At 65.4% G+C, this 19,931-nt stretch carries 15 protein-coding genes and 1 pseudogene; 13 read left to right on the top strand and 3 right to left on the bottom strand.

The window, feature by feature from the left end; genetic code table 11:
• Positions 1-5 precede the first annotated feature (5 nt).
• From ACFOKJ_RS09675 to ACFOKJ_RS09630, 10 genes and pseudogenes are all read left to right on the top strand, one after another.
• Positions 6-644 carry an ABC transporter permease gene (locus ACFOKJ_RS09675; RefSeq protein WP_390279045.1) on the top strand — a complete coding sequence of 213 codons (639 nt, stop codon included), beginning with the start codon at positions 6-8 and terminating at the stop codon, positions 642-644.
• Positions 645-772: 128 nt separating this feature from the next.
• A pseudogene (locus ACFOKJ_RS09670) lies at positions 773-1,468 on the top strand (ABC transporter ATP-binding protein); the annotation flags it as partial.
• A gap of 27 nt (positions 1,469-1,495) precedes the next feature.
• The gene (locus ACFOKJ_RS09665; protein WP_390279043.1) at positions 1,496-2,467 is read left to right on the top strand and encodes a GlxA family transcriptional regulator; all 972 of its coding nucleotides are present in this window, start codon (positions 1,496-1,498) and stop codon (positions 2,465-2,467) included.
• 456 nt (positions 2,468-2,923) lie between these two features.
• Positions 2,924-4,159: an aspartate aminotransferase family protein gene (locus ACFOKJ_RS09660; RefSeq protein ID WP_390279041.1), complete on the top strand. Its 1,236-nt coding sequence runs from the start codon at positions 2,924-2,926 to the stop codon at positions 4,157-4,159.
• A 204-nt stretch (positions 4,160-4,363) separates the two neighbouring features.
• Positions 4,364-5,404 carry an arginine N-succinyltransferase gene (locus ACFOKJ_RS09655; protein WP_390279039.1) on the top strand — a complete coding sequence of 347 codons (1,041 nt, stop codon included), beginning with the start codon at positions 4,364-4,366 and terminating at the stop codon, positions 5,402-5,404.
• Complete coding sequence (gene astA, locus ACFOKJ_RS09650; RefSeq protein ID WP_390279037.1) at positions 5,404-6,429, top strand: arginine N-succinyltransferase; 1,026 nt, start codon at positions 5,404-5,406, stop codon at positions 6,427-6,429. The genes ACFOKJ_RS09655 and astA overlap by 1 nt, the downstream gene beginning before the upstream one ends.
• A 93-nt stretch (positions 6,430-6,522) precedes the next feature.
• Positions 6,523-7,989 carry a succinylglutamate-semialdehyde dehydrogenase gene (astD, locus tag ACFOKJ_RS09645; protein ID WP_390279035.1) on the top strand — a complete coding sequence of 489 codons (1,467 nt, stop codon included), beginning with the start codon at positions 6,523-6,525 and terminating at the stop codon, positions 7,987-7,989.
• A gap of 396 nt (positions 7,990-8,385) precedes the next feature.
• Entirely contained in the window at positions 8,386-8,886 is a 501-nt protein-coding gene (locus tag ACFOKJ_RS09640) for a GNAT family N-acetyltransferase (RefSeq protein WP_390279033.1), read from the top strand.
• Between the two features lie 50 nt (positions 8,887-8,936).
• Positions 8,937-9,221, top strand: a complete 285-nt coding sequence (locus ACFOKJ_RS09635; RefSeq protein WP_390279032.1) for a hypothetical protein — start codon at positions 8,937-8,939, stop codon at positions 9,219-9,221.
• Positions 9,222-9,349: 128 nt separating this feature from the next.
• A complete protein-coding gene (locus tag ACFOKJ_RS09630) occupies positions 9,350-9,697 on the top strand; it encodes a hypothetical protein (protein WP_390279030.1) in 348 nt (115 codons plus the stop codon).
• 170 nt (positions 9,698-9,867) lie between these two features.
• On the opposite strand, the gene gcvA is transcribed toward ACFOKJ_RS09630, so the two are convergent.
• Positions 9,868-10,776: a transcriptional regulator GcvA gene (gene gcvA / locus ACFOKJ_RS09625; protein ID WP_390279029.1), complete on the bottom strand. Its 909-nt coding sequence runs from the start codon at positions 10,774-10,776 to the stop codon at positions 9,868-9,870.
• Between the two features lie 149 nt (positions 10,777-10,925).
• On the opposite strand from gcvA, the gene ACFOKJ_RS09620 reads away from it, so the two are divergent.
• The 3 genes from ACFOKJ_RS09620 (at position 10,926) to ACFOKJ_RS09610 (ending at position 17,068) form a co-directional block, all read left to right on the top strand.
• Entirely contained in the window at positions 10,926-11,978 is a 1,053-nt protein-coding gene (locus ACFOKJ_RS09620; protein WP_390279026.1) for a DUF1338 domain-containing protein, read from the top strand.
• 125 nt (positions 11,979-12,103) lie between these two features.
• Positions 12,104-15,160: a D-2-hydroxyglutarate dehydrogenase YdiJ gene (gene ydiJ / locus ACFOKJ_RS09615; RefSeq protein WP_390279024.1), complete on the top strand. Its 3,057-nt coding sequence runs from the start codon at positions 12,104-12,106 to the stop codon at positions 15,158-15,160.
• 186 nt (positions 15,161-15,346) lie between these two features.
• Complete coding sequence (locus tag ACFOKJ_RS09610; RefSeq protein WP_390279022.1) at positions 15,347-17,068, top strand: thiamine pyrophosphate-binding protein; 1,722 nt, start codon at positions 15,347-15,349, stop codon at positions 17,066-17,068.
• 180 nt (positions 17,069-17,248) lie between these two features.
• Here the strand turns inward: ACFOKJ_RS09610 and ACFOKJ_RS09605 are convergent, their stop codons facing one another.
• A complete protein-coding gene (locus ACFOKJ_RS09605; RefSeq protein WP_390279020.1) occupies positions 17,249-18,247 on the bottom strand; it encodes a proline racemase family protein in 999 nt (332 codons plus the stop codon).
• A gap of 520 nt (positions 18,248-18,767) precedes the next feature.
• Positions 18,768-19,916, bottom strand: coding sequence for a branched-chain amino acid ABC transporter substrate-binding protein (locus ACFOKJ_RS09600; RefSeq protein ID WP_390279018.1), 1,149 nt, complete (start codon positions 19,914-19,916; stop codon positions 18,768-18,770).
• Positions 19,917-19,931 lie beyond the last annotated feature (15 nt).

Raw genomic sequence — 19,931 nt, 5'->3', positions numbered from 1 at the left:
TGCAACTGACGCTGGAGCTGCTGTTCTGGTCGCTGCTGGCTGGCCTGGCGCTGGCGGTACCGCTGTCGCTGATGCGTGTGTCGCGCAACCGCGTACTGTCCACCGGCGTGTGGCTGTACACCTATGTATTCCGCGGCACCCCGCTCCTGGTGCAGCTGTTCATCATCTACTACGGCCTGTCGCAGTTCGAATGGGTGCGCGACAGCTGGGCGTGGGAATACCTGCGAGAAGCCTACGCCTGCGCCATCCTGGCCTTCACCCTGAACACCGCCGCCTACACCACCGAGATCATCGCCGGCCAGATCCGCAATACCAGCCATGGCGAAATCGAGGCGGCCAAGGCAATGGGCATGGGCAAATGGCTGATGATGCGCCGCATCGTGGTGCCGTCGGCGCTGCGCCGCGCGCTGCCGGCGTACAGCAACGAAGTGGTGATGATGATGCAGTCCACCTCGGTAGCCGGCCTGGTAACCCTGGCCGACGTGACCGGCGTGGCACGCCGCGTGTTCAGCGACACCTACATGCCGTTCGAGCCGTTTCTTACCGCCGCAGGCGTGTACCTGCTGATGACTTTCGGCTTCGTGTGGCTGTTCAAACAGGCCGAGCTGCGCTGGCTGGCCTACCTGGCACCGCGCAAGCACTGATTCTGCTGCAGTAAGGCGACAGGGCAGGCCCGGGGCCTGTCCTTATGAAGACAACGGTTGCGCGGCCAACCCAGGCGGCGCACCACACAGGGAAGTGCACTAAATGACCCAGACCACCACACAAGCCAACGGCANACGCCGGCGACGTGATCAGCATCATCGGCTCCTCCGGCTCCGGCAAGAGTACCTTCCTGCGCTGTATCAACATGCTGGAACAGCCCAACAGCGGCACCATCGCCGTGACCGGCGAACAGCTGGGCCTCACCACCGACAAGCGCAACGGCGCGCTGAAGGCGGCCGACCCCAAGCAGCTGGCGCGCATCCGCACCAAGCTGGCCATGGTGTTCCAGCATTTCAACCTGTGGGCGCACATGACGGTGCTGGAAAACATCATCGAAGCGCCGATCCACGTGCTGGGCGTGCCGAAGGACGAAGCCATCGCCCGCGCGCGCAAATACCTGGACAAGGTTGGCCTCAAGGGCGTGGAAGACAAATACCCGTCGCACATGTCCGGCGGCCAGCAGCAGCGCGTGGCCATTGCCCGCGCGCTGGCGATGGAGCCGGAAGTGATGCTGTTCGACGAACCGACCTCGGCACTGGACCCGGAACTGGTGGGCGAAGTGCTGCGCGTGATGCAGGACCTGGCCCGCGAAGGCCGCACCATGGTGGTGGTGACCCACGAAATGGGCTTTGCCCGCGAGGTGTCCAACCACGTGATCTTCCTGCACCAGGGCCGCATCGAGGAGCAGGGCAACCCGAAGGAAGTGCTGGTGGCGCCGAAGAGCGAACGCCTGGCGCAGTTCCTGTCCGGCAGCCTGAAGTAAGCGCCGGCGGATGCCCCGAGGTGCGCGATGAGTAGTACCCAGCAGCTGGCGATCCTGCTGCTGCCGCCGTGTTCGCTGTTCGGTATCGGCAGCTTTGCCGAGCCGTTCCTGCAGGCCAACCGCCTGGCCGGCAAGCCGCTGTATCAACTGCAGTTTTATTCCTGGACCGGGCAGCCGGTGTCGCTGGGGGGCGGCATCAGCTACCCGGTGGCTGGGTCGCTGCGCGAGGCTGGTCATGTCGACCAGCTGTTCGTGCTCAGCGAAGGCGTGCTGCCGTTTGCCGATGCCGCGCTGTGCTGCAACACGCTGGCGGCACTGGCCAGCCGCTGCAGCCTGCTGGGCGGGGTGAACTGCGGCGCCTGGTGGCTGGCCAGCGCCGGGCTGCTGGATGGCTACCACGCCACCATCCACTGGCCGGAGCATGCCGCCTTTGCCGACCGCTTCGGGAAGGTGGTGGCCTCGCAGCATGTGTTCGAACTGGATCGCGGCCGTTTCAGCTGTGCCGGTGGCCTGGCACAGATCGATGGCGCGCTGGCGCTGATCGGCCGCCAGCATGGCGTGGAGCTGGTGGAATCCATCGCCGCGGTGCTGTGTGCCGAGCGGGTGCGCAGCAGCGACGAGCGCCAGCGCGTGCCGCTGCTGGCGCGGGTGGGCGAGAAGCACCCCAAGCTCACCGAGGCGGTGATGCTGATGGAAGCCAATATCGAAGAGCCGCTCACCACCGACGAAATCGCCACCCTCACCAACCAGTCGCGCCGCCAGCTGGCGCGGCTGTTCAAGCAATACCTGGACGACTCTCCATCCCGTTACTACCTGCAGCTGCGGCTGGAGCGCGCGCGCCAGCTGCTGCGCAACACCGGCAAATCGGTGGTGCAGATCGGGCTGCTGTGCGGTTTTTCCTCTGGCCCGCATTTCTCCACCGTGTACCGTTCCTATTTCAATATCTCGCCGCGCGAAGAGCGCTTCCCGGGCGAGGCGGAGTTTGTGGACGGGGAGTGAGGCGGAAGCCCGTATGGGCGTTCCACCAGCTTACGGCCCACCTTGGCACAGCGGAGCGCCTGGCTGAACCGGGTTTTCGCCCTGGTGCCGGTAGCCCGGATAAGCGCAGCGCATCCGGGGATACCGCCGCCAGCGTTGGCCGCACGCCCCCGGATGCGCCCTTGGCTTATCCGGGCTACTTTTGTCGGCGCTCCCCGTGGGGCAGTTCTGGCACTACACAACGTTGGCCGCATGCCTTACATGTGTTTATGCGGCTAACGTTTTTGCTTCTTGCGCGTAGGGTGGGCAAGGCCATCGGCCGTGCCCACCGGCAATCCGGGACGCCGGTGGACGCGCTGTATCCTGTCCTGTCTGCCGCTGGCCCAAACTGAAAGCTGCGTGTCTTGTTTCTGGAAGGAAAAATTGACAGCCGTCCCTAGAATGGCTTCATCTCAACGCAAGACGAAGGATTCCCAGATGTCCGCTCCCGTTACCCGCCAAACCTTTGATGAAGTGATGGTTCCCAACTACGCCCCGGCCGCGTTCGTTCCGGTAAAGGGTGAAGGCTCGCGCCTGTGGGATCAGCAGGGCAAGGAATACATCGATTTCGCCAGCGGTATCGCCGTAACCAGCCTGGGCCATCTGCATCCGGAACTCACCAAGGTACTGCACGAGCAGGTAGACCGCCTGTGGCACCTGTCCAATACCTTCACCAACGAGCCGGCACTGCGCCTGGCGCGTCGCCTGACCGAAACCACCTTTGCCGAGAAGGTGTTCTTCTGCAACTCCGGCGCCGAAGCCAACGAAGCCGCGCTGAAGCTGGCCCGTCGTTACGCCTTCGACCATTTCGGCGGCAGCAAGACCGGCATCGTGTCCTGCAAGCAGGCTTTCCACGGCCGTACCCTGTTCACCGTATCGGTAGGCGGTCAGCCGAAGTACACCGAAGGTTTTGCCCCGCTGCCGGGTGACCTGAACCATATCGAATTCAACAATCTGGAAGCTGCCGAGGCTGCCATCAATGCTGGTACCTGCGCGGTGATCGTGGAGCCGGTACAGGGTGAGGGCGGCGTGCTGCCGGCCACCAAGGCCTACCTGCAGAAGCTGCGCGAGCTGTGCGACAAGCACAACGCACTGCTGATTTTCGACGAAGTGCAGATTGGTGTTGGCCGCTCCGGCGCGCTGTACGCCTACCAGGCCTACGGCGTGATCCCGGACATCCTGACCAGCGCCAAGGCCCTGGGTAACGGTTTCCCGGTAGCCGCCATGCTGACCAGCAACAAGGTAGCTGCCTCCTTTGTGGTGGGCACCCACGGTTCCACCTACGGTGGCAACCCGATGGCCTGCGTAGTGGCCGACAAGGTACTGGAACTGATCAACACCCCGGCCGTGCTGGGCGGCGTGCAGCAGCGCCATGACCTGATCAAGGCCGGCCTGGAGCGTATCAACGCCAAGTACGGCATCTTCAAGGAAGTGCGCGGCATGGGCCTGCTGATGGGTGCCGAGCTGCAGGGTGACTTCGTGAACAAGGCCAAGGACATCGTCAACGCCGCCGCCAAGCACGGCTTGCTGGTGCTGGTAGCCGGCACCAACGTGCTGCGTATCGTGCCGTCGCTGATCATCGCCGAAGCCGACGTACAGGAAGGCCTGGCCCGTCTGGAAGCCGCCGTGGCCGAACTGGTGGCTGCCAAGGCCAAACAGGCACAACCGGCCTAAGGGGTAGCTCGAAAAACGCCAGCTTTCGTTGCGATACTGCGTTACTCATAAAAAATTCCGCCTTACATATCCGCCATATGCTGCGTCGGAATTTTTTATTCGCGCCTTGTCTCGCTTAGAAATCCGGGTTTTTCGAAAAACCCTTGATGTGACACACGGCGGCGACCAAGTATCGCCGCCGTATTTCCCTACTGAGGAAGATCCATGCTTCTTGTCCGCCCCAGCAAGCTGTCCGACCTGCCGCAGATCGAGCGCATGGCGCGCTCCGACGGCCCGGTACTGCACTCTCTGCCGCCCGACCGCGAGCGCCTGCAGCAGCGCGTGAATGATTCCGTGCATTCGCTGCGCGCCGATGTCGACTGCCCCGGCGAGGAAAGCTACCTGTTCGTGCTGGAAGATACCGCCAGCGGCCAACTGCACGGTACCGCCGGCATCATGGCGGTGGCCGGCTTCTCCGAGCCGTTCTACGCCTTCCGCAACGAAGTGCTGGTGCACGCCTCGCGCGAACTGAAGGTGAACCACCGTGTACACGCGCTGGTGACCTCGCACGAGCTGACCGGCCGCAGCCGCCTTACCGGCTTCTACTACGACGAAGCCGCGCTGGGTCGTGGCATGGCGCTGCCGCAGCTGCTGTCGCGCGCCCGCATGATGTTCATTGCCCAGCATCGCGAACGTTTCAACAACGAGATCTTCTCGGTGCTGCCGGGCGTTACCGACGAAAACGGCCGCTCGCCGTTCTGGGATGCCGTCGGCTTCAAATTCTTCCGTCGCGACTTTGCCGAGATGGAAATGGCCTCCGGTGGCCGCAGCCGCACCTTCATCGCCGAAATGATGCAGGTGGACCCGCTGTACGTGCCGCTGATTGCCGAAGAAGCACAGCGGGTGATGGGCGAGCCGCACGCCGGTGCGCGCACCAACTACCGCTGCCACCTGGCCGAAGGCCTGGAGCCGGATCATTTTGTCGACCTGTTCGACGCCGGTCCGGTGCTTACCGCCCAGCTGGATGTCTGCCGCTCGGTACGCTACAGCCGCCTGCACACCGCCCGCCGTGGCGAAGTGAGCGGCGACACCGTGCCGCACCTGGTCAGCAATACGCTGACCGCCGACTTCCGCTGCCTGCTGGTGGACCTGCCGCCGCTGATGGGCGACGAAGTGGTACTGCCGCCGGAAGTGGCGGATGCACTGGAAATAGTGGATGGCGACGCCGTGCGTTGCGTCCCGCTGAATAGCGAAGGGGCCCGCTGATGTTCGTATTGCGTATGAGCCGGCCGGATGACGTAGACGCGCTGGTACAACTGGGACACAAGGCTGGCCCCGGCCTCACCACCCTGAAACCCGACCCGGATGCGCAGGGCGCGCGGCTGCAGCGCGTGCAGCGCACCATCGCCGGTAGCGCCGAGCTGCCGGAGCAGGGTTATCTGTTCGTGCTGGAAGACACCACCAGCGGCAAGGTGGTGGGGGTGTGCGGTATTGAAGTAGCCGTGGGCCTGGACCAGGCGTTCTGGACCTACCGCATGGATACCTTCGTGCACGCCAGCCGCGAGCTGGGGCTGTGGACGCGCATGGACAAGCTGCACATGTCGCACGGCCTTACCGGCTACTCCGAGCTGTGCACGCTGTTCCTCGACCCGGACTACCGCGTCAATGGCAACGGCTCGCTGCTGTCCAAGGCGCGCTTCATGTTCATCGGCCAGTTCCGCGAACGCTTTGCCGAGCGCATCTGCGCCGAAATGCGCGGCTACTTCGACGACAACGGCGAATCGCCGTTCTGGAAGGCGCTGGGCGCGCACTTCTACCGCATCGACTTCCACGAGGCCGACCGCCTGGTGGCGCTGGGCAAGAAATCCTTCCTGGCCGAGCTGATGCCGCGCTACCCGGTGTACATCGACTTCCTGCCGCAGGACGCCCGCGACTGCATTGGCAAGGTACACAAGGAAACCGAGCCGGCACGCCGGCTGCTGGAAGTGGAAGGCCTGCGCCTGGAACAGCACGTGGACATCTTCGAAGGCGGCCCGGTGCTGGAAGCGCGCATCGACGACCTGCGCGTGATGCGCGACAGCGGCCTGTGCCAGGTGGAAATCGTGGCTGAAGCTGCCGCCGACGCGCCGCGCCAGCTGGTGGCCAACGGCGAGCTGGCTGACTTCCGCGTGATTCTGGCTGCGGCCAACGTGGTGGACGGCGTAGTGCATCTCACCGCCGAACAGGCGCGCGCGCTGCAGGTGAAAGCCGGCGACCGCGTACGCGTGATGCTGCAGAACCCGGCCAAATAACCCAAGACTTTTGCCGGCAGCCAGCGCTGCCGGCTTACAAACGGGTGCCTCGAAAAACTGCGGTTTTCGGGGTGACCAGACAGGAAAATAATCATGAGCCAACTGTTCATCGACGGCGCCTGGACCACCGGTCGCGGCGCATCCTTCGTATCGCTCAACCCGGCCAACGGCCAGCCGGTATGGGAAGGTCACTCGGCCTCCGCTGCCGACATCGACGCGGCCTTCGCTGCCGCGCGCCGCGCCTTTGACGACTGGCGCCGCCGCTCGCTGGACGAGCGCATTGCGCTGGTACGCCGCTTTGCCGAAGTGCTGGGCGAGCACAAGGAAGACATGGCCCGCGCCATCGGCGTGGAAACCGGCAAGCCGCTGTGGGAATCGCGCCAGGAAGTGGCGGCGATGGTGGGCAAGATCGACATCTCCATCCGCTCCTACCAGGAACGTACCGGTGAAAAGCGCGGCGAACTGGCTGGCGACACTACCGTGTTGCGCCACCGCCCGCACGGCGTGATGGCGGTGTACGGTCCGTACAACTTCCCCGGCCACCTGCCGAACGGCCACATCGTGCCGGCGCTGATCGCCGGCAACACCATCCTGTTCAAGCCGTCCGAACTCACTCCGCTGGTAGCCGAGCTCACCATCAAGCTGTGGGAAAAGGCCGGCGCGCCGGCTGGTGTGATCAATCTGCTGCAGGGCGAGCGCGACACCGGTATCGCCTTGGCGCAGCACCCGCAGCTGGATGGCCTGCTGTTCACCGGCAGCTCTGCCACTGGCGTGGCGCTGCACAAGCAGTTTGCTGGTCGCCCGGGCTTCATGCTGGCGCTGGAAATGGGTGGCAACAACCCGATGCTGGTGGCTGAGGTGGATAACCTGGACGGCGCCGTGCACCACGCCATCCAGTCGTCCTTCCTGTCCGCAGGCCAGCGCTGCACCTGCGCGCGCCGCCTGCTGGTGCCGCACGGCGAGTTCGGCGACCGCTTCATCGCCCGCTTTGCCGAAGTGGCCGCCAAGCTCACCATCGGCGAATACGATGCCGAACAGCAGCCGTTCATGGGCGCCATGGTGTCGCTGAAGGCCGCGCAGGGCATGTTGGCCGCACAGGACAAGCTGCTGGCCATGGGCGCCAAGTCCATCCTGGCCATGCGCCAGCTGGAAGACGGCAAGGCCTTCGTTACCCCGGCCATCGTGGACGTAACCGACATCGCCGCCCAGCTGCCGGACGAGGAATACTTCGGCCCGCTGAGCCAGATCATCCGTTACCACGACTTCGACGAAGCCATGCAGATCGCCAACAACACCCAGTACGGCCTGTCCGCCGCGCTGCTGGCCGACGACGAGGCACTGTGGCAGCGCTTCAATCAGGACATCCGCGCTGGTGTGGTGAACTGGAATAAGCCGACCAACGGCGCCTCCTCCGCCGCTCCGTTCGGTGGCACCGGCCTGTCCGGCAACCACCGCCCGGGTGCCTACTACGCCGCCGACTACTGCGCCTACCCGATGGCCTCGGTAGAAGCGGGCAGCCTGGCGCTGCCGGCCCAGCTGTCCCCGGGCATGACGTTCTGATGCACTGATTGTTTTCGTTGCTCCTGCTTGGGCCCGCTGCGTGCGGGCCTTTTTTCGTGGTATGTACCGTGCTGGCAACCAAGCTGACAAAACATGCGGCCAACCTTGTGCTGCGCCCGTCCGCCGGGCGGAACCGGCGACTTCAATCATCATCCGCGTAGCGGAGACAACACCATACGTGGGGGCTGTTGGGCCTCGCTACGCTCGACGCCAACCTGCGTGCGCTAGGGCGGAAGCCCGGTGGCACCGGGCGTTCCGCCACCATGTGGCCAAGCTTGCAGGCATCCCTGCATCCCGGCGGATCGCCCTTTGGGCATCCGCCCTACCGCCGGCTCCCTACCGCAGCCACCCGCCACCCGCTATGCTGCCGTCTTTGCCTGCCGATCGATAACCACCATGCTGCTACCGCACTACACCCTGCGTTGCCCGACCCCCGCCGATGCCGACGCCTGCTATGTCATCGAAACCAGCGCCTACGAAGGCGACGAGGCCGCCACGCTGGAGAAGATCGCGCTGCGCATCCGCCAGTACCCGGAAGGTTTCATGCTGCTGGAGATCGATGGCCGCATCGCCGGCTTCATCAATTCCGGCTGCGCCGATCAGGTGGAGCTGTCGGATACGGCGTTCAAGGAACTGGTGGGCCACCACCCGGACGGGCGGCACGTGGTGATCATGTCGGTGGTGGTGCACCCGGATTTCCAGGGTCAGGGCCTGGCGGCGATCCTGCTGCACAACTTCATCCTGCGCATGCGCCGGCTGGGCAAGCACAGCATTCTGCTGGTGTGCCGGGAGCAGCACATCGCGCTGTATGAGCGCTTCGGCTTTGGCTATGTGCAGCCGTCCGAATCCGCCTATGGCGGCCATGCCTGGCACGAGATGGTGCTGCAGCTGCGTTGAGTGGCGGGGCTGTCAACAGCCAGAAAGCATGACAACAAAGGAATGACCCCATGCAGGACCTTGTCCCGACCGCGTTTTTCTCGGTATTTGCCCTGAATATTTGTTACCTCATCTGCTTCATGAAAGTGGTGCGACGGCTGGGCAGGCCATGGCGCCAGATGACGACGTTTTCCAGCCGGCGGCAGATAGTGGCGTTCCTGCAGGCGGAAGTCGCACAGGGGCAGGGTGATGCGAAACTCGCGCTCGTTCTGTATCGGATAAGCAGTGTTCTGACGCCTGCGCTGGCGCTGCTGGTGCTGGCGTCGATCTTTTTGTCGCAGCAGGGTGGCAAGTAAGCATTGGGGCGCATGCCGCCGCCGGTAGCGAATGGTGGTGTCTATAGTGTGGACAAGGTGGCCGCGGCAACAGGCGGCTAGCCGGCAAGGCGGCGCCAGCCGTGCTGGCACCAGCAGGAGACACCATCATGCCCACCACGCGCGAGCCCGGATTGCTGCAGCTGCTGTACTTCTACTTCATTCCCTACTGGCTGTTTCGCGACGTTAGCCACGGTGACGCCTTGCTGCGCGAGCAGAACTACCGTTACAACCGCGAGCAGCGCAAATACCTGCCGGGCTATCTGCTGAAGTGGGCGATCCTGTGCGCCTTGTTGCTGGCCAGTCACCAGCTGGCCAAGGAGCTGGCGGCACAGGTGCCGGACTGGGAACAGCTGTTCCGCGCCTGGGTGTTGTTGTCCGGCATCGGTTTCACCGTAGGTTTTGCGCTGATGGCGAACATCATCGTGGCGTGGAGCTTTCTGACCTTCATGCATTGATGGCCCTGCGGGGCGCTGGCCGCATGTTGGTGGATCGCCCAGCGCTTGTGCCTCTGCCAATGTGCCCCCGGTAGCCCGGATAAGCCGCCGGCGCATCCGGGGCCAGGTTTGGCGATGTGATCCCCGGATGCGCTGCGCTTATCCGGGCTACGAAATCCCCACCCTACATCTCACGCCTCCTCCAGCGCCGCCTGCGCCAGCAGCCATTCGCGGAACACGCGCACCTTGTAGACATCGGTGCGGGTGGCCGGGTGTACCAGATAGTAGGCGTGCTGGCTGCGCACCGGCTTGTCTAGCGCCAGCACCAACCGGCCGCTGGCCAGTTCTTCCGCCACCAGGAACTGCGGCAGCACCGCGATGCCGAGGCCGGCTACCGCGGCCTGGATCACCATGAAGAAGTGTTCGAAGCGGGGCCCGCTCAGCAGGCTGGCCTGGTGCGCGTCCATGTCCTGCAGCCCGGCGGCGGACAGCCAGTCGTTCCACGCCTGCGGCCTGGTGGTGTGCTGCAGCAGGGTGTGGTCCAGCAGCTCGCGCACGTCGGCAAGCGGTTTTTGCAGCAGGCCGGGGGCGCACACCGGCACGATGTCCTCGCCCATCAGCCGGTGGCAGATGGCGCCCGGCCACAGCGCCGGGCCGAAGTGGATTGCCACGTCTGCCTCCACCTTGTCGAAATCGAACGGCCGCACCTGGGTAACCAGATTGAGCTGGATATCCGGGTAGCGCGCGCTGAAATCCACCAGCCGCGGCACCAGCCAGCGCGAGCCGAAGGTAGGCAGCATGGCCACGGTGAGCACGCCGCCTTCGCCGCGATAGGCCATCAGCTGCAGCGTGGCGGCCTCGGCGCGGTCCAGCACGTCCTGTATCGCCGCGGCGTAGGCTTCGCCGGCCACGGTGAGTACCAGCCGCTGCTTTACGCGCTCGAACAGCGGGCGGCCGATGAAGTCTTCCAGCCCGCGAATCTGCCGGCTGACCGCGCTTTGCGTCAGGTTCAGCTCCTCGGCGGCACGGGTAAAGCTCAGGTGGCGCACGGCAGCTTCAAAGCACTGCAGGGCCATCAGCGAGGGCAGGGTGCGGCGCATGATAGTTCATGAGTTTCCGGAATGAAGTAAGCAGAATACATCGCTTGAGCCACTGGCGGAAAGGCTGGAAACTTTGCCACATACCAAGCCGTCGCCAAGATGACGACGCGATGGCATGCAAACACACACCACGGAAAAGGTATTCGCAAATGACACAAGCTCACGCCAGTATCGCCGGCAGCCAACTGAACAAACTGCTGGTACAGGTAGCCGGTGAACAAACTGCCGCCGACCTGTTCACCATGATCAAGGTGGAAGACGTGCTGCTGGCCGAACAGGCTGGTGCCACCGTATCGCGCCTGGTGCTGGCACAGGCCATGAACATGCTGCTGTTTGCGAAGAACCTGGAAGCGGTGCCGGAAGGCAAGCGCTACGTGGCAGACAAGCTGGCCGCAGGTGGCCAGGTGGTGTTCGACCACGGCGCGCTGCGCACCGTGGCTGCGGCCAACACCGGCGAGCTGCCGCAGGGCGAGCTGGCATTCAAACGCGTGCTGGAGCCGCTGGGCTTTGCCGTGGCCGACGTGTACCCGCTGCCGCGCCTGAAGATGACCGGCCGCGCCTACTGCCACCAGGATGCACCGGAACAGGTTGCGCAGTTCTTCGTGTCCGAACTGCACGTGGACCAGTTCTCGCCGGCCTTCCAGGCTGCCGTGAACAAGGTGGTATCCACCTCGCGCGACCCGCTGTCCGCCGAAGACAAGGCACTGCTGGCCACGCTGTCCGACAACCGCGAACTGCCGTTTGCCGACGCCGCCAGCCTGCTGCCCAAGCTGGTAGGCTGCTTCGATGTGCAGCACGCCACCCCGGCACTGGCCGACTACCACACCCTGCTGCAGGAATCCGCCGAAATGGCGTGGATCTCCACCGAGGGCAATGCTTTCAACCACGCCACCGACCATGTGCCGGACGTATTCGCCACTGCCGACGAGTTGCGCGCCAAGGGCCAGCCGATCAAGGACAAGGTGGAAGTGTCCGCCAGCGGCCGCGTACGCCAGACCGCGTTCAAGGCAGCGCAGGTGGAGCGCGAATTCATCGACGCCGATGGCCAGCGCGTAAGCCGCATCGTGCCGGGCTCGTTCTACGAATTCATCACCCGCGACCGTTACACCGACGAAGCGGGCAACAACAAGCTGGATCTGCGCTTCGACAGCTCCAATGCGCAGGGCATTTTCAAGATGACTTCTGCAGAAGCCGCCTGCTAAGCGCAGGGCTAAAAATCGTGGGGGGCGCCTATTTGCTCTTGAGCAAGGTCGCCTGCTTAGGCTCGCACCCCGGTGCGAGCCATTTTTTCACCCGCGCTTGCGGCCAACCTAAGGCCTGAACACACATGATTCCCCGTCTGCATTCCCACCCACCAGGCGATGCGCTGTACCTCGACTTCGCGGCCGAACTGGCCGTGCGCGGCTTTGCCGGCGAGATCAGCCACGCTTATGCCGACCGGACCGTACTCTCCACCGACAACTCCATCTACCAGGTGCTGCCGCAGCTGGTGGTGTTCCCGCGCGATAACGACGACGTGATCCGCATTGCCCGCCTGGCCGGCGAGCCGCGTTTCCAGGGCCTGAGCCTGAACGCCCGTGGCGGCGGCACCGGCACCAACGGCCAGTCGCTGGGTCACGGCGTGATCGTGGACATCTCGCGCCACATGAACCGCATCCTGGAAATCAACGCCGAAGAGCGCTGGGTGCGGGTACAGGGCGGCGTGGTGAAAGACCAGCTCAATGCCGCGCTGAAGGCGCACGGGCTGTTCTTCGCGCCGGAGCTGTCCACCTCCAATCGTGCCACCATCGGCGGCATGATCAACACCGACGCCAGCGGCCAGGGCTCCTGCCTGTACGGCAAGACCCGCGACCACGTTCTGGAACTGGACACCGTGCTGCTGGACGGCACGCTGTGGCACTCCGCGCCGCTCCCCGAGGCCGAGTTCGCCGCCATCAGCGGCCGTGACGACCGCGTCGGCGCGGTGCACCGCCTGCTGGACGACATCCAGCGCGACGACGCGGCGCTGATCGCCGAGAAGTTTCCCAAGCTCAACCGCTGCCTTACCGGCTACGACCTGGCGCACATCCGCGACGACGCCGGCCGCTTCAACCTCAACAACATCCTGTGCGGCTCGGAAGGCACGCTGGGCTTCATCGTCGAGGCCAAGCTGAACGTGTTGCCGATGCCGCGCGCCAGCGCGCTGGTGAACGTGCGCTACGCCAGCTTCGACGCCGCGCTGCGCGACGCGCCGGCGCTGATGCAGCTGGGGGCCGCGTCCATCGAAACGGTGGACTCCAAGGTGCTGAACCTGGCGCGGCAGGACATCGTGTGGCACGGCGTGCGCGAGTTCTTCCCCGACGACGCCACCCCGGCGCAGGGCATCAACCTGGTGGAATTCCTCGCCGACAGCGATGCCGCGCTGGAGGCCACGCTGGCCGCCATCGGCGCGCAGCTGGACAGTGAAGGCAATAGCCATGGCCGTCAGGGTCACACCGTGGCGCGCGGCGCCGCGGTTGGCCGCATCTGGGGCATGCGCAAGAAATCGGTGGGCCTGCTTGGCAACGTCAACGACAGCCGGCGGCCGATTCCCTTCGTGGAAGACACCGCGGTACCGCCGGAACACCTGGCCGATTACATCGCCGAATTCCGCGCGCTGCTGGACAGCCACGGCGTGAGTTACGGCATGTTCGGCCATGTGGATGCCGGCGTGCTGCACGTGCGCCCGGCCATCGACATGAAAGACCCGGCGCAGGAAGGCCTGGTGCGCAGCATCACCGATGGTGTGGTGGCACTCACGCAGAAATACCACGGCCTGCTGTGGGGCGAGCACGGCAAGGGCGTGCGCTCGGAGTACGCGCCGGCCTTCTTCGGCCCGCTGTACCCGCGGCTGCAGCAGATCAAGGCGGCGTTCGACCCGTACAACCAGCTCAACCCCGGCAAGATCGCCGCGCCGACGCCGGACGGGCTGTGGAAGGTGGACGGTGTTACCACCCGTGGCCAGCTGGACCGCACCATCCCCATTGCCGTGCGCCAGCACTACGACGAGGCGCTGCACTGCAACGGCAACGGCGCCTGCTACAACTTCGACCCGGACGACGCCATGTGCCCGTCGTGGAAGGGCACCCGCGAGCGCCGCCATTCGCCGAAAGGCCGCGCCTCGCTGCTGCGCGAATGGCTGCGGCAGCTGGCCGCGCAGGGTAGCGACCCGGTGAGCGCCAGCCGCGCGCTGCGCGCGCGCGGCTTTGTCGCCGGCCTGCCGGCACGCATCGCCAACACCCTGGGCAAGCGCCGTGGCGCCGCCGACTTCTCGCACGAGGTGAAAGAGGCGATGGACGGCTGCCTGGCGTGCAAGTCCTGCGTTGGCCAGTGCCCGGTGAAAGTGGACGTGCCGAGCTTCCGCGCCAAGTTCCTGGAGCTGTACTACGGCCGTTACTTGCGCCCGCTCAAGGACTACCTGATCGGCGGGCTGGAACATACGCTGCCGCTGGCAGCACGCCTGCCGTGGCTATACAACGGCGTGATCGGCAGCAGGGTTGGCCGCATGCTGATGCGCCGGCTTAACCTGGTGGAAAGCCCGTTGCTGTCCGGTATCAACCTGCAGGCCGAGCTGGCACGCCGCGGCGTGGCCGTGGCCAGCCCGCAGGCGCTGGCTGCGCTGCCGACGGCGGATCGCGCCCGCGCGGTGATCGTGGTGCAGGACGCGTTTACCAGCTACTTCGAAACCCCGCTGGTGCTGGACGTGTTCGCGCTGCTGCAACGGCTGGGTTTCGTGCCGCTGCTGGCGCCGTTCCGCGCCAATGGCAAACCGCTGCACGTGCATGGCTTCCTCGCCCGCTTCGAAAAAGTGGCTGCGGCCAACGTGGCCAGCCTGCAACAGCTGGCGGCCAGCGGCCTGCCGCTGGTGGGTATCGACCCATCGATGACGCTGACCTACCGCAGCGAATACGCCAAGCTGGCGGGGATGGGCGAGCTGCCGAAGGTGCAACTGCTGCAGGAATGGCTGGCCAGCCGACTGGCCGAGCTGCCGGCAGACGCGCGGGCCAGCCAGGGTGATATTGGGCGCGCAAGCTTCACCCTGCTGCCGCACTGTACCGAGAAAACCAACGCCCCGGCGGCGGTGGGCGATTGGCAAAAAGTGTTCGCCGCCTGCGGCCTGAACCTCGCCACCCGTGCCAGCGGCTGCTGCGGCATGGCCGGCACTTTCGGCCACGAGGCCGACAAGCGCGCGCTGTCGGAAACCATCTATCGCCAGAGCTGGCAGGGCATCGTGGCCGGCCAGCGTGACGACAGCCCGCTGCTGGCTACCGGCTACTCCTGCCGCTGCCAGGTGGCGCTAATGGACGACGTGGCCTTGCCGCATCCGGCCAGCGCGTTGTTGAAGGCTTTGACGCCGGCTGCCTGACATCAGGCTCTGCCAGCGCCGTTGTACTGCATTTTGCCGGTGGCTCTTCGCCACCGGCCGTGACTGTTTTGCGGCAGGCCAAGCCGGCTTGCCAGGCGGGTGCCTCGAAAATTTTCGAATCGCCCGACGCGTGGCTACTAAGGTTGGCCGCGTGATGACCAATCACCACCGACAAGGGGGTAATGCATGAACAGCAAGTTGGCAGGGCATCTGCTGGTGGAGTGCCTGGTGGCACAGGGTGTGGACATCGCCTTTGGCGTGCCGGGCGAAAGCTACCTGGCGGTGCTGGACGGCTTCTATCGCAGCCGCGAGCAGATCCGCTTCGTGGCCTGCCGTAACGAAGGCGGCGCCGCCTTCATGGCCGAGGCGCACGGCAAGCTCACGCGCCGCCCCGGCGTGTGCCTGGTAACGCGCGGCCCCGGCGCCACCAACGCCAGCATCGGCGTGCACACCGCGTTCCAGGATTCCACCCCCATGGTGCTGCTGGTGGGCGACGTGGGCAGCGATTGCCGCGACCGCGAAGCGTTCCAGGAAATGGACTACAGCGTGTACTTCGGCCCGTCCACCAAGGGCATGGCCAAGCGCGTGGAGCGCATCGACGACGCCAACCGCATCCCGGAATACATCAGCCGCGCCTTCGCCACCGCCATGAACGGCCGTCCCGGCCCGGTGGTGCTGGTGTTGCCGGAAGACATGCTGGTGCAGCCGGTGGCCGACAGCCTGCAGCCGCTGCCGCGGGTGGAAGCGGTAACACCGTACCCGGACCCGGCTGGCATCGCCGCGCTGCAGCGACTGTTGGAAAAGGCTGAACGCCCGCTGATCATTGCTGGCGGCAGTGGCTGGGATGCCGAAGGCGCCGCCGCGCTGCAAGCCTTTGCCGAGCGCTGGCAGCTGCCGGTGGGCAATGCCTTCCGCTTCCAGGACACCTTCGACAACCATCACCCGCTGTATGCCGGCGACGTCGGCATCGGCATCAACCCTCAGCTTGCGGCCAACATCCGCAACAGCGACCTGATCATCGCCATCGGCGCCCGCCTCGGCGAAATGACCACTGGCGGCTACACCCTGCTGCAGGCGCCGCGCAGCCAGCAGCAGCTGGTGCACATCCTGCCGCAGGGCGATGAGCTGGATCGCGTGTATCAGGCCGACGTGGCGATCCAGTCCGGCGTCAACGCCGCCGCGCAGGCACTGGCCGCGCTGCCGGCGCCGGCAGCCGCACCGCGCTGGCAGGCCTGGAGCCAGCAGCTGAACGCCGACTACCGCGCCAACCTGGTGCCGCAACGCCTGGCCGGGCTGAGTGAAGGCATCAGCGGCGACATCGACCTGCCGCGCGTCATCGCCAGTCTGCAGCGCCAGCTACCGGGCGATGCGGTCATCACCAACGGCGCCGGCAACTTTGCCAGCTGGATCCACCGCTACTTCCAGTACCACGGTGTGGCGAAAGGCCACAAAACCCAGCTGGCGCCCACCAACGGCGCCATGGGCTACGGCGTGCCGGCCGGCATTGCGGCCAACCTCGCCACCGGCCGCACTGCCTTCACCATCGCCGGCGACGGCGATTTCCTGATGAACGGCCAGGAACTGGCCACCGCGCTGCAGCACGGCGGCAAATCCATCATCCTGCTGCTCAACAACGGCGTGTACGGCACCATCCGCATGCACCAGGAGCGCGAGTACCCCAACCGCATCAGCGGCACCCAGCTTGGCAACCCGGACTTCTGCCAGCTGGCCGGCGCCTACGGCTACGCCGCCGAGCGCATCGCCAGCAATGACGAGTTCGACGCCGCGCTGGAACGCGCACTGGCGCGCCCGAATGGCACGCTGCTGGAAATCCGCCTGCCGCCGGAAATCATCAGCACCCGCGCCACGCTGTCCACCATCACCCAGGCGGCGCTGGCGCGCGGTTGAGGTGTATTTTTTTGCGGTAATCGAACCGGCCTGCGGGCCGGTTTTTTGTTGTGTCCGTAGCCCGGATAAGCGCAGCGCATCCGGGGATGCGCCGAGCAAGCCGGATGTGCCTGCATCTTGTCCCCGGATGCGCCTGCGGCTTATCCGGGCTACGGTTGCTGGTTAGCAGGTAGGGCGGGCTCAGCGCAACAAAAACCCCCGTCCGATTGCGTCGTCCGCTTCCAGTGTCCAGCTGGCTTTGCCGCTGTAGTAGGCGCGGCCGCTTACGCGGATGGTTACCGCATCGTGGCCGGGCAGGCTGGCCGGGCCGTTCACGCTGGCGCTAAAGCGGGCGCCGGTGATGCTCTCGAACTTGCAGCTTTCTCCCGCAGCCACCAGGCCGTGGGCGTGGCGTAGCGCCATGCGGGTGGTGACGCCGGACCCGGTGGGGCTGCGGTCCACTTCGGCGTCGGCGAATACGCACACATTGCGGCTGGGGCCGTCGGCGGCGTGTTCCTTGCCGTCGGTGAGGATGCTGCCGTACAGAAAGCCCAGGTCCTCGGCTTCGGGGTGGCGCACGCTGATGCTGCGGCGTACTGCCTCGCTCAGCGTGGTGGCGGCGTCCACGATGTCGCGCAGGCGGCCGTCCAGCGATACGCCAAGTTTCGCCGCCGGGGCAACGGCGTAGAAGGCGCCGCCGTAGCCGATGTCGACGCGGATGCGGCCAACCCCCGGCACGTCCAGCTCGTGATCCAGCGCAAAGGCGAAGGCTGGCACGCTGTCGAAGCTGACGCTGCCGTCTTCCGCCAGCCAGGCGGTAACCAGGCCGCACGGGCATTCGATGCCCACCCGCGTCAGCGGCGCGGTGCGCGCCACCAGGCCCTGATCCACCGCATAGCGCGCCAGCGCGATCACCGCGTGGCCACACATGGTGCTGTAGCCCTCGTTGTGGATGAACAGTACGGCGAGGTCGGCGCCGGGCAGGCTGGGGCGCACCAGCACCGCGCCATACATGTCGTAGTGGCCTCGCGGCTCGAACATCAGCAGTTTGCGTACGCCGTCCAGCCGCTCGCGCATGTCGCGGCGCTTGGCCAGGATGTCGGCGCCGTGGATGTCGTCGATCAGGCCGGGGATGATGCGCACCGGCTCGCCGCCGGTATGCATTTCGATGGTGTCGAAGCTGCGGGTCTGCCAGTTCATGCGTGTTGCTCCTGCTGGGTGGTGGCGCTGGCGCCGCGGGTGGTGGGGTAGGGCATGGTGCTTCCAGTAAAAAGGCGCTTCACGGTATCGTGGGTACGCGACGAGGGAAGGGTGGGCAAAGGCCCTGGGCCACGCCCATCGGCAAGGTTGCGCTGGTGGGTATGCCCACCCGACAAAAAAGTGGCCGGCGAGTGCCGGCCCCAAGTGCGACTACAAACCGACCAGGAGTACTACCGGGCGCCTCGAAAAACTCCCGCTTTCGTCGCGACACTGCCTTGCTCACGAAAAATATCTCCTTACATATCAAGCACATGCTGTATTGAGATTTTTCGTTCGCGCCTTGTCTCGCCGCATTATCTCGATAGGAGATCCGGGTTTTTCGAGGTGCCCTACGGGCCTGCTCACGATCTGCTGCGCCTCGGCCATACGCTATGGAAACCGCTGCGGACGGCGCCCTGACCTGATGTCAGCGCCGCCTCCGCCGTGGTTCGCCTTGGCGCGCAAGATCGTGAGCACGCTTTTACTGCACGACGGTCTTCACCTTCCAGTCATTGCCTTCCACTGCGGAGATGGTCACCGGCGCGTTTTTCAGGTTGCCGCTGCCATCGAAGTTGAAGTCGGCGGTTACGCCCTTGTAGCCGGTCTTGGCGATGAAGGGCAGGAACTTGGCCGGCTCGGTGGAGTTGGCGCGCTTCATGGCATCGGCCACGATCATTACGCCGTCGTAGAACTGCGGCCCAAGCAGTACCACGTCCTGCTTGAAGCGTGCCTTGTAGCGGGTTTCGAAGTCCTTGCCGGCCGGGCGCGAGCCCAGCTCGCCACCCGGCACTGCCGAGAAGTGGCCGCCAGCATCGGCGCCGGCCAGCTTGATGAAGGTGGGGGTGCTCAGCATGTCGCCGCCCATCAGCTTGGCGTTGATGCCCAGGCGCTTCATCTGGCGTGCCATCGGTGCGGCCTGCGCATCGGCGCCGCCGTAGAACACCACGTCCGGGTTCTGCGCCTTCAGCGCGGTGAGGATGGCGGTGAAGTCGGTGGCCTTGTCATTGGTGTATTCGCGCTTGATCGGCTTTTTGCCCATGCTTTGCAGCGACTTGATGAATTCGTCGGCAATGCCCTGGCCGTAGGCGGAGCGGTCGTCGATGACGGCGATGCGCTGTGCCTTCAGCTGCATTACCGCATAGCGGCCCAGCGCGCCGCCCACCTGGCTGTCGCTACCTACCAGGCGGAAGGTGGTCTTGTAGCCGGCGGTGGTGTAGGCGGGGTTGGTGGATACCGACAGCTGCGGAATGCCGGCATCGGAGTAGATGCGCGAAGCGGGGATGGACACGCCGGAGTTGAAGTGGCCGATTACTGCCTTCACGCCGGCATCCACCAGCCGCTGTGCCACCTGGGTGCCAACGCGCGGGTCGGCCTGGTCGTCCTCGGACACCAGTTCGAACTTCACTTTCTGGCCGCCGATGGTGATCGGCTTGGCGTTCAGGTCGTCGATTGCCAGCCGGGTGGCGTTTTCATTGTCCTTGCCGTAGTGCGCCTGCGGGCCGGACAGCGGCGAGGAAAAGCCGAGTTTCACCACGGTATCGGCCTGTGCCGCGCTGATGGCGAATGGGGCCATCATGCCGCCCAGGGCCAGAACCAGGTGCAGCGCGCGCGGTGCGATGGAAGCTTTCATATTGTTTCTCCTTTG

Origin of the sequence: Vogesella amnigena, assembly GCF_042648905.1 — a bacterium.
Taxonomy (GTDB): Bacteria; Pseudomonadota; Gammaproteobacteria; order Burkholderiales; family Chromobacteriaceae; genus Vogesella; species Vogesella amnigena.
This window is presented reverse-complemented; position numbering and strand designations above follow the sequence as displayed.

What these genes read in the sequence shown, in the direction of transcription:
- ACFOKJ_RS09620 (WP_390279026.1), top strand. Translation starts at nt 10,926, where the DNA reads ATGACACAAGCTCACGCCAGTATCGCCGGCAGCCAACTGAACAAACTG.
- ACFOKJ_RS09600 (WP_390279018.1), bottom strand. Translation starts at nt 19,916, where the DNA reads ATGAAAGCTTCCATCGCACCGCGCGCGCTGCACCTGGTTCTGGCCCTG.
- astD (WP_390279035.1), top strand. Translation starts at nt 6,523, where the DNA reads ATGAGCCAACTGTTCATCGACGGCGCCTGGACCACCGGTCGCGGCGCA.
- ACFOKJ_RS09665 (WP_390279043.1), top strand. Translation starts at nt 1,496, where the DNA reads ATGAGTAGTACCCAGCAGCTGGCGATCCTGCTGCTGCCGCCGTGTTCG.
- ydiJ (WP_390279024.1), top strand. Translation starts at nt 12,104, where the DNA reads ATGATTCCCCGTCTGCATTCCCACCCACCAGGCGATGCGCTGTACCTC.
- ACFOKJ_RS09605 (WP_390279020.1), bottom strand. Translation starts at nt 18,247, where the DNA reads ATGAACTGGCAGACCCGCAGCTTCGACACCATCGAAATGCATACCGGC.
- ACFOKJ_RS09660 (WP_390279041.1), top strand. Translation starts at nt 2,924, where the DNA reads ATGTCCGCTCCCGTTACCCGCCAAACCTTTGATGAAGTGATGGTTCCC.
- gcvA (WP_390279029.1), bottom strand. Translation starts at nt 10,776, where the DNA reads ATGCGCCGCACCCTGCCCTCGCTGATGGCCCTGCAGTGCTTTGAAGCT.
- ACFOKJ_RS09640 (WP_390279033.1), top strand. Translation starts at nt 8,386, where the DNA reads ATGCTGCTACCGCACTACACCCTGCGTTGCCCGACCCCCGCCGATGCC.
- ACFOKJ_RS09630 (WP_390279030.1), top strand. Translation starts at nt 9,350, where the DNA reads ATGCCCACCACGCGCGAGCCCGGATTGCTGCAGCTGCTGTACTTCTAC.
- ACFOKJ_RS09635 (WP_390279032.1), top strand. Translation starts at nt 8,937, where the DNA reads ATGCAGGACCTTGTCCCGACCGCGTTTTTCTCGGTATTTGCCCTGAAT.
- ACFOKJ_RS09655 (WP_390279039.1), top strand. Translation starts at nt 4,364, where the DNA reads ATGCTTCTTGTCCGCCCCAGCAAGCTGTCCGACCTGCCGCAGATCGAG.
- ACFOKJ_RS09610 (WP_390279022.1), top strand. Translation starts at nt 15,347, where the DNA reads ATGAACAGCAAGTTGGCAGGGCATCTGCTGGTGGAGTGCCTGGTGGCA.
- astA (WP_390279037.1), top strand. Translation starts at nt 5,404, where the DNA reads ATGTTCGTATTGCGTATGAGCCGGCCGGATGACGTAGACGCGCTGGTA.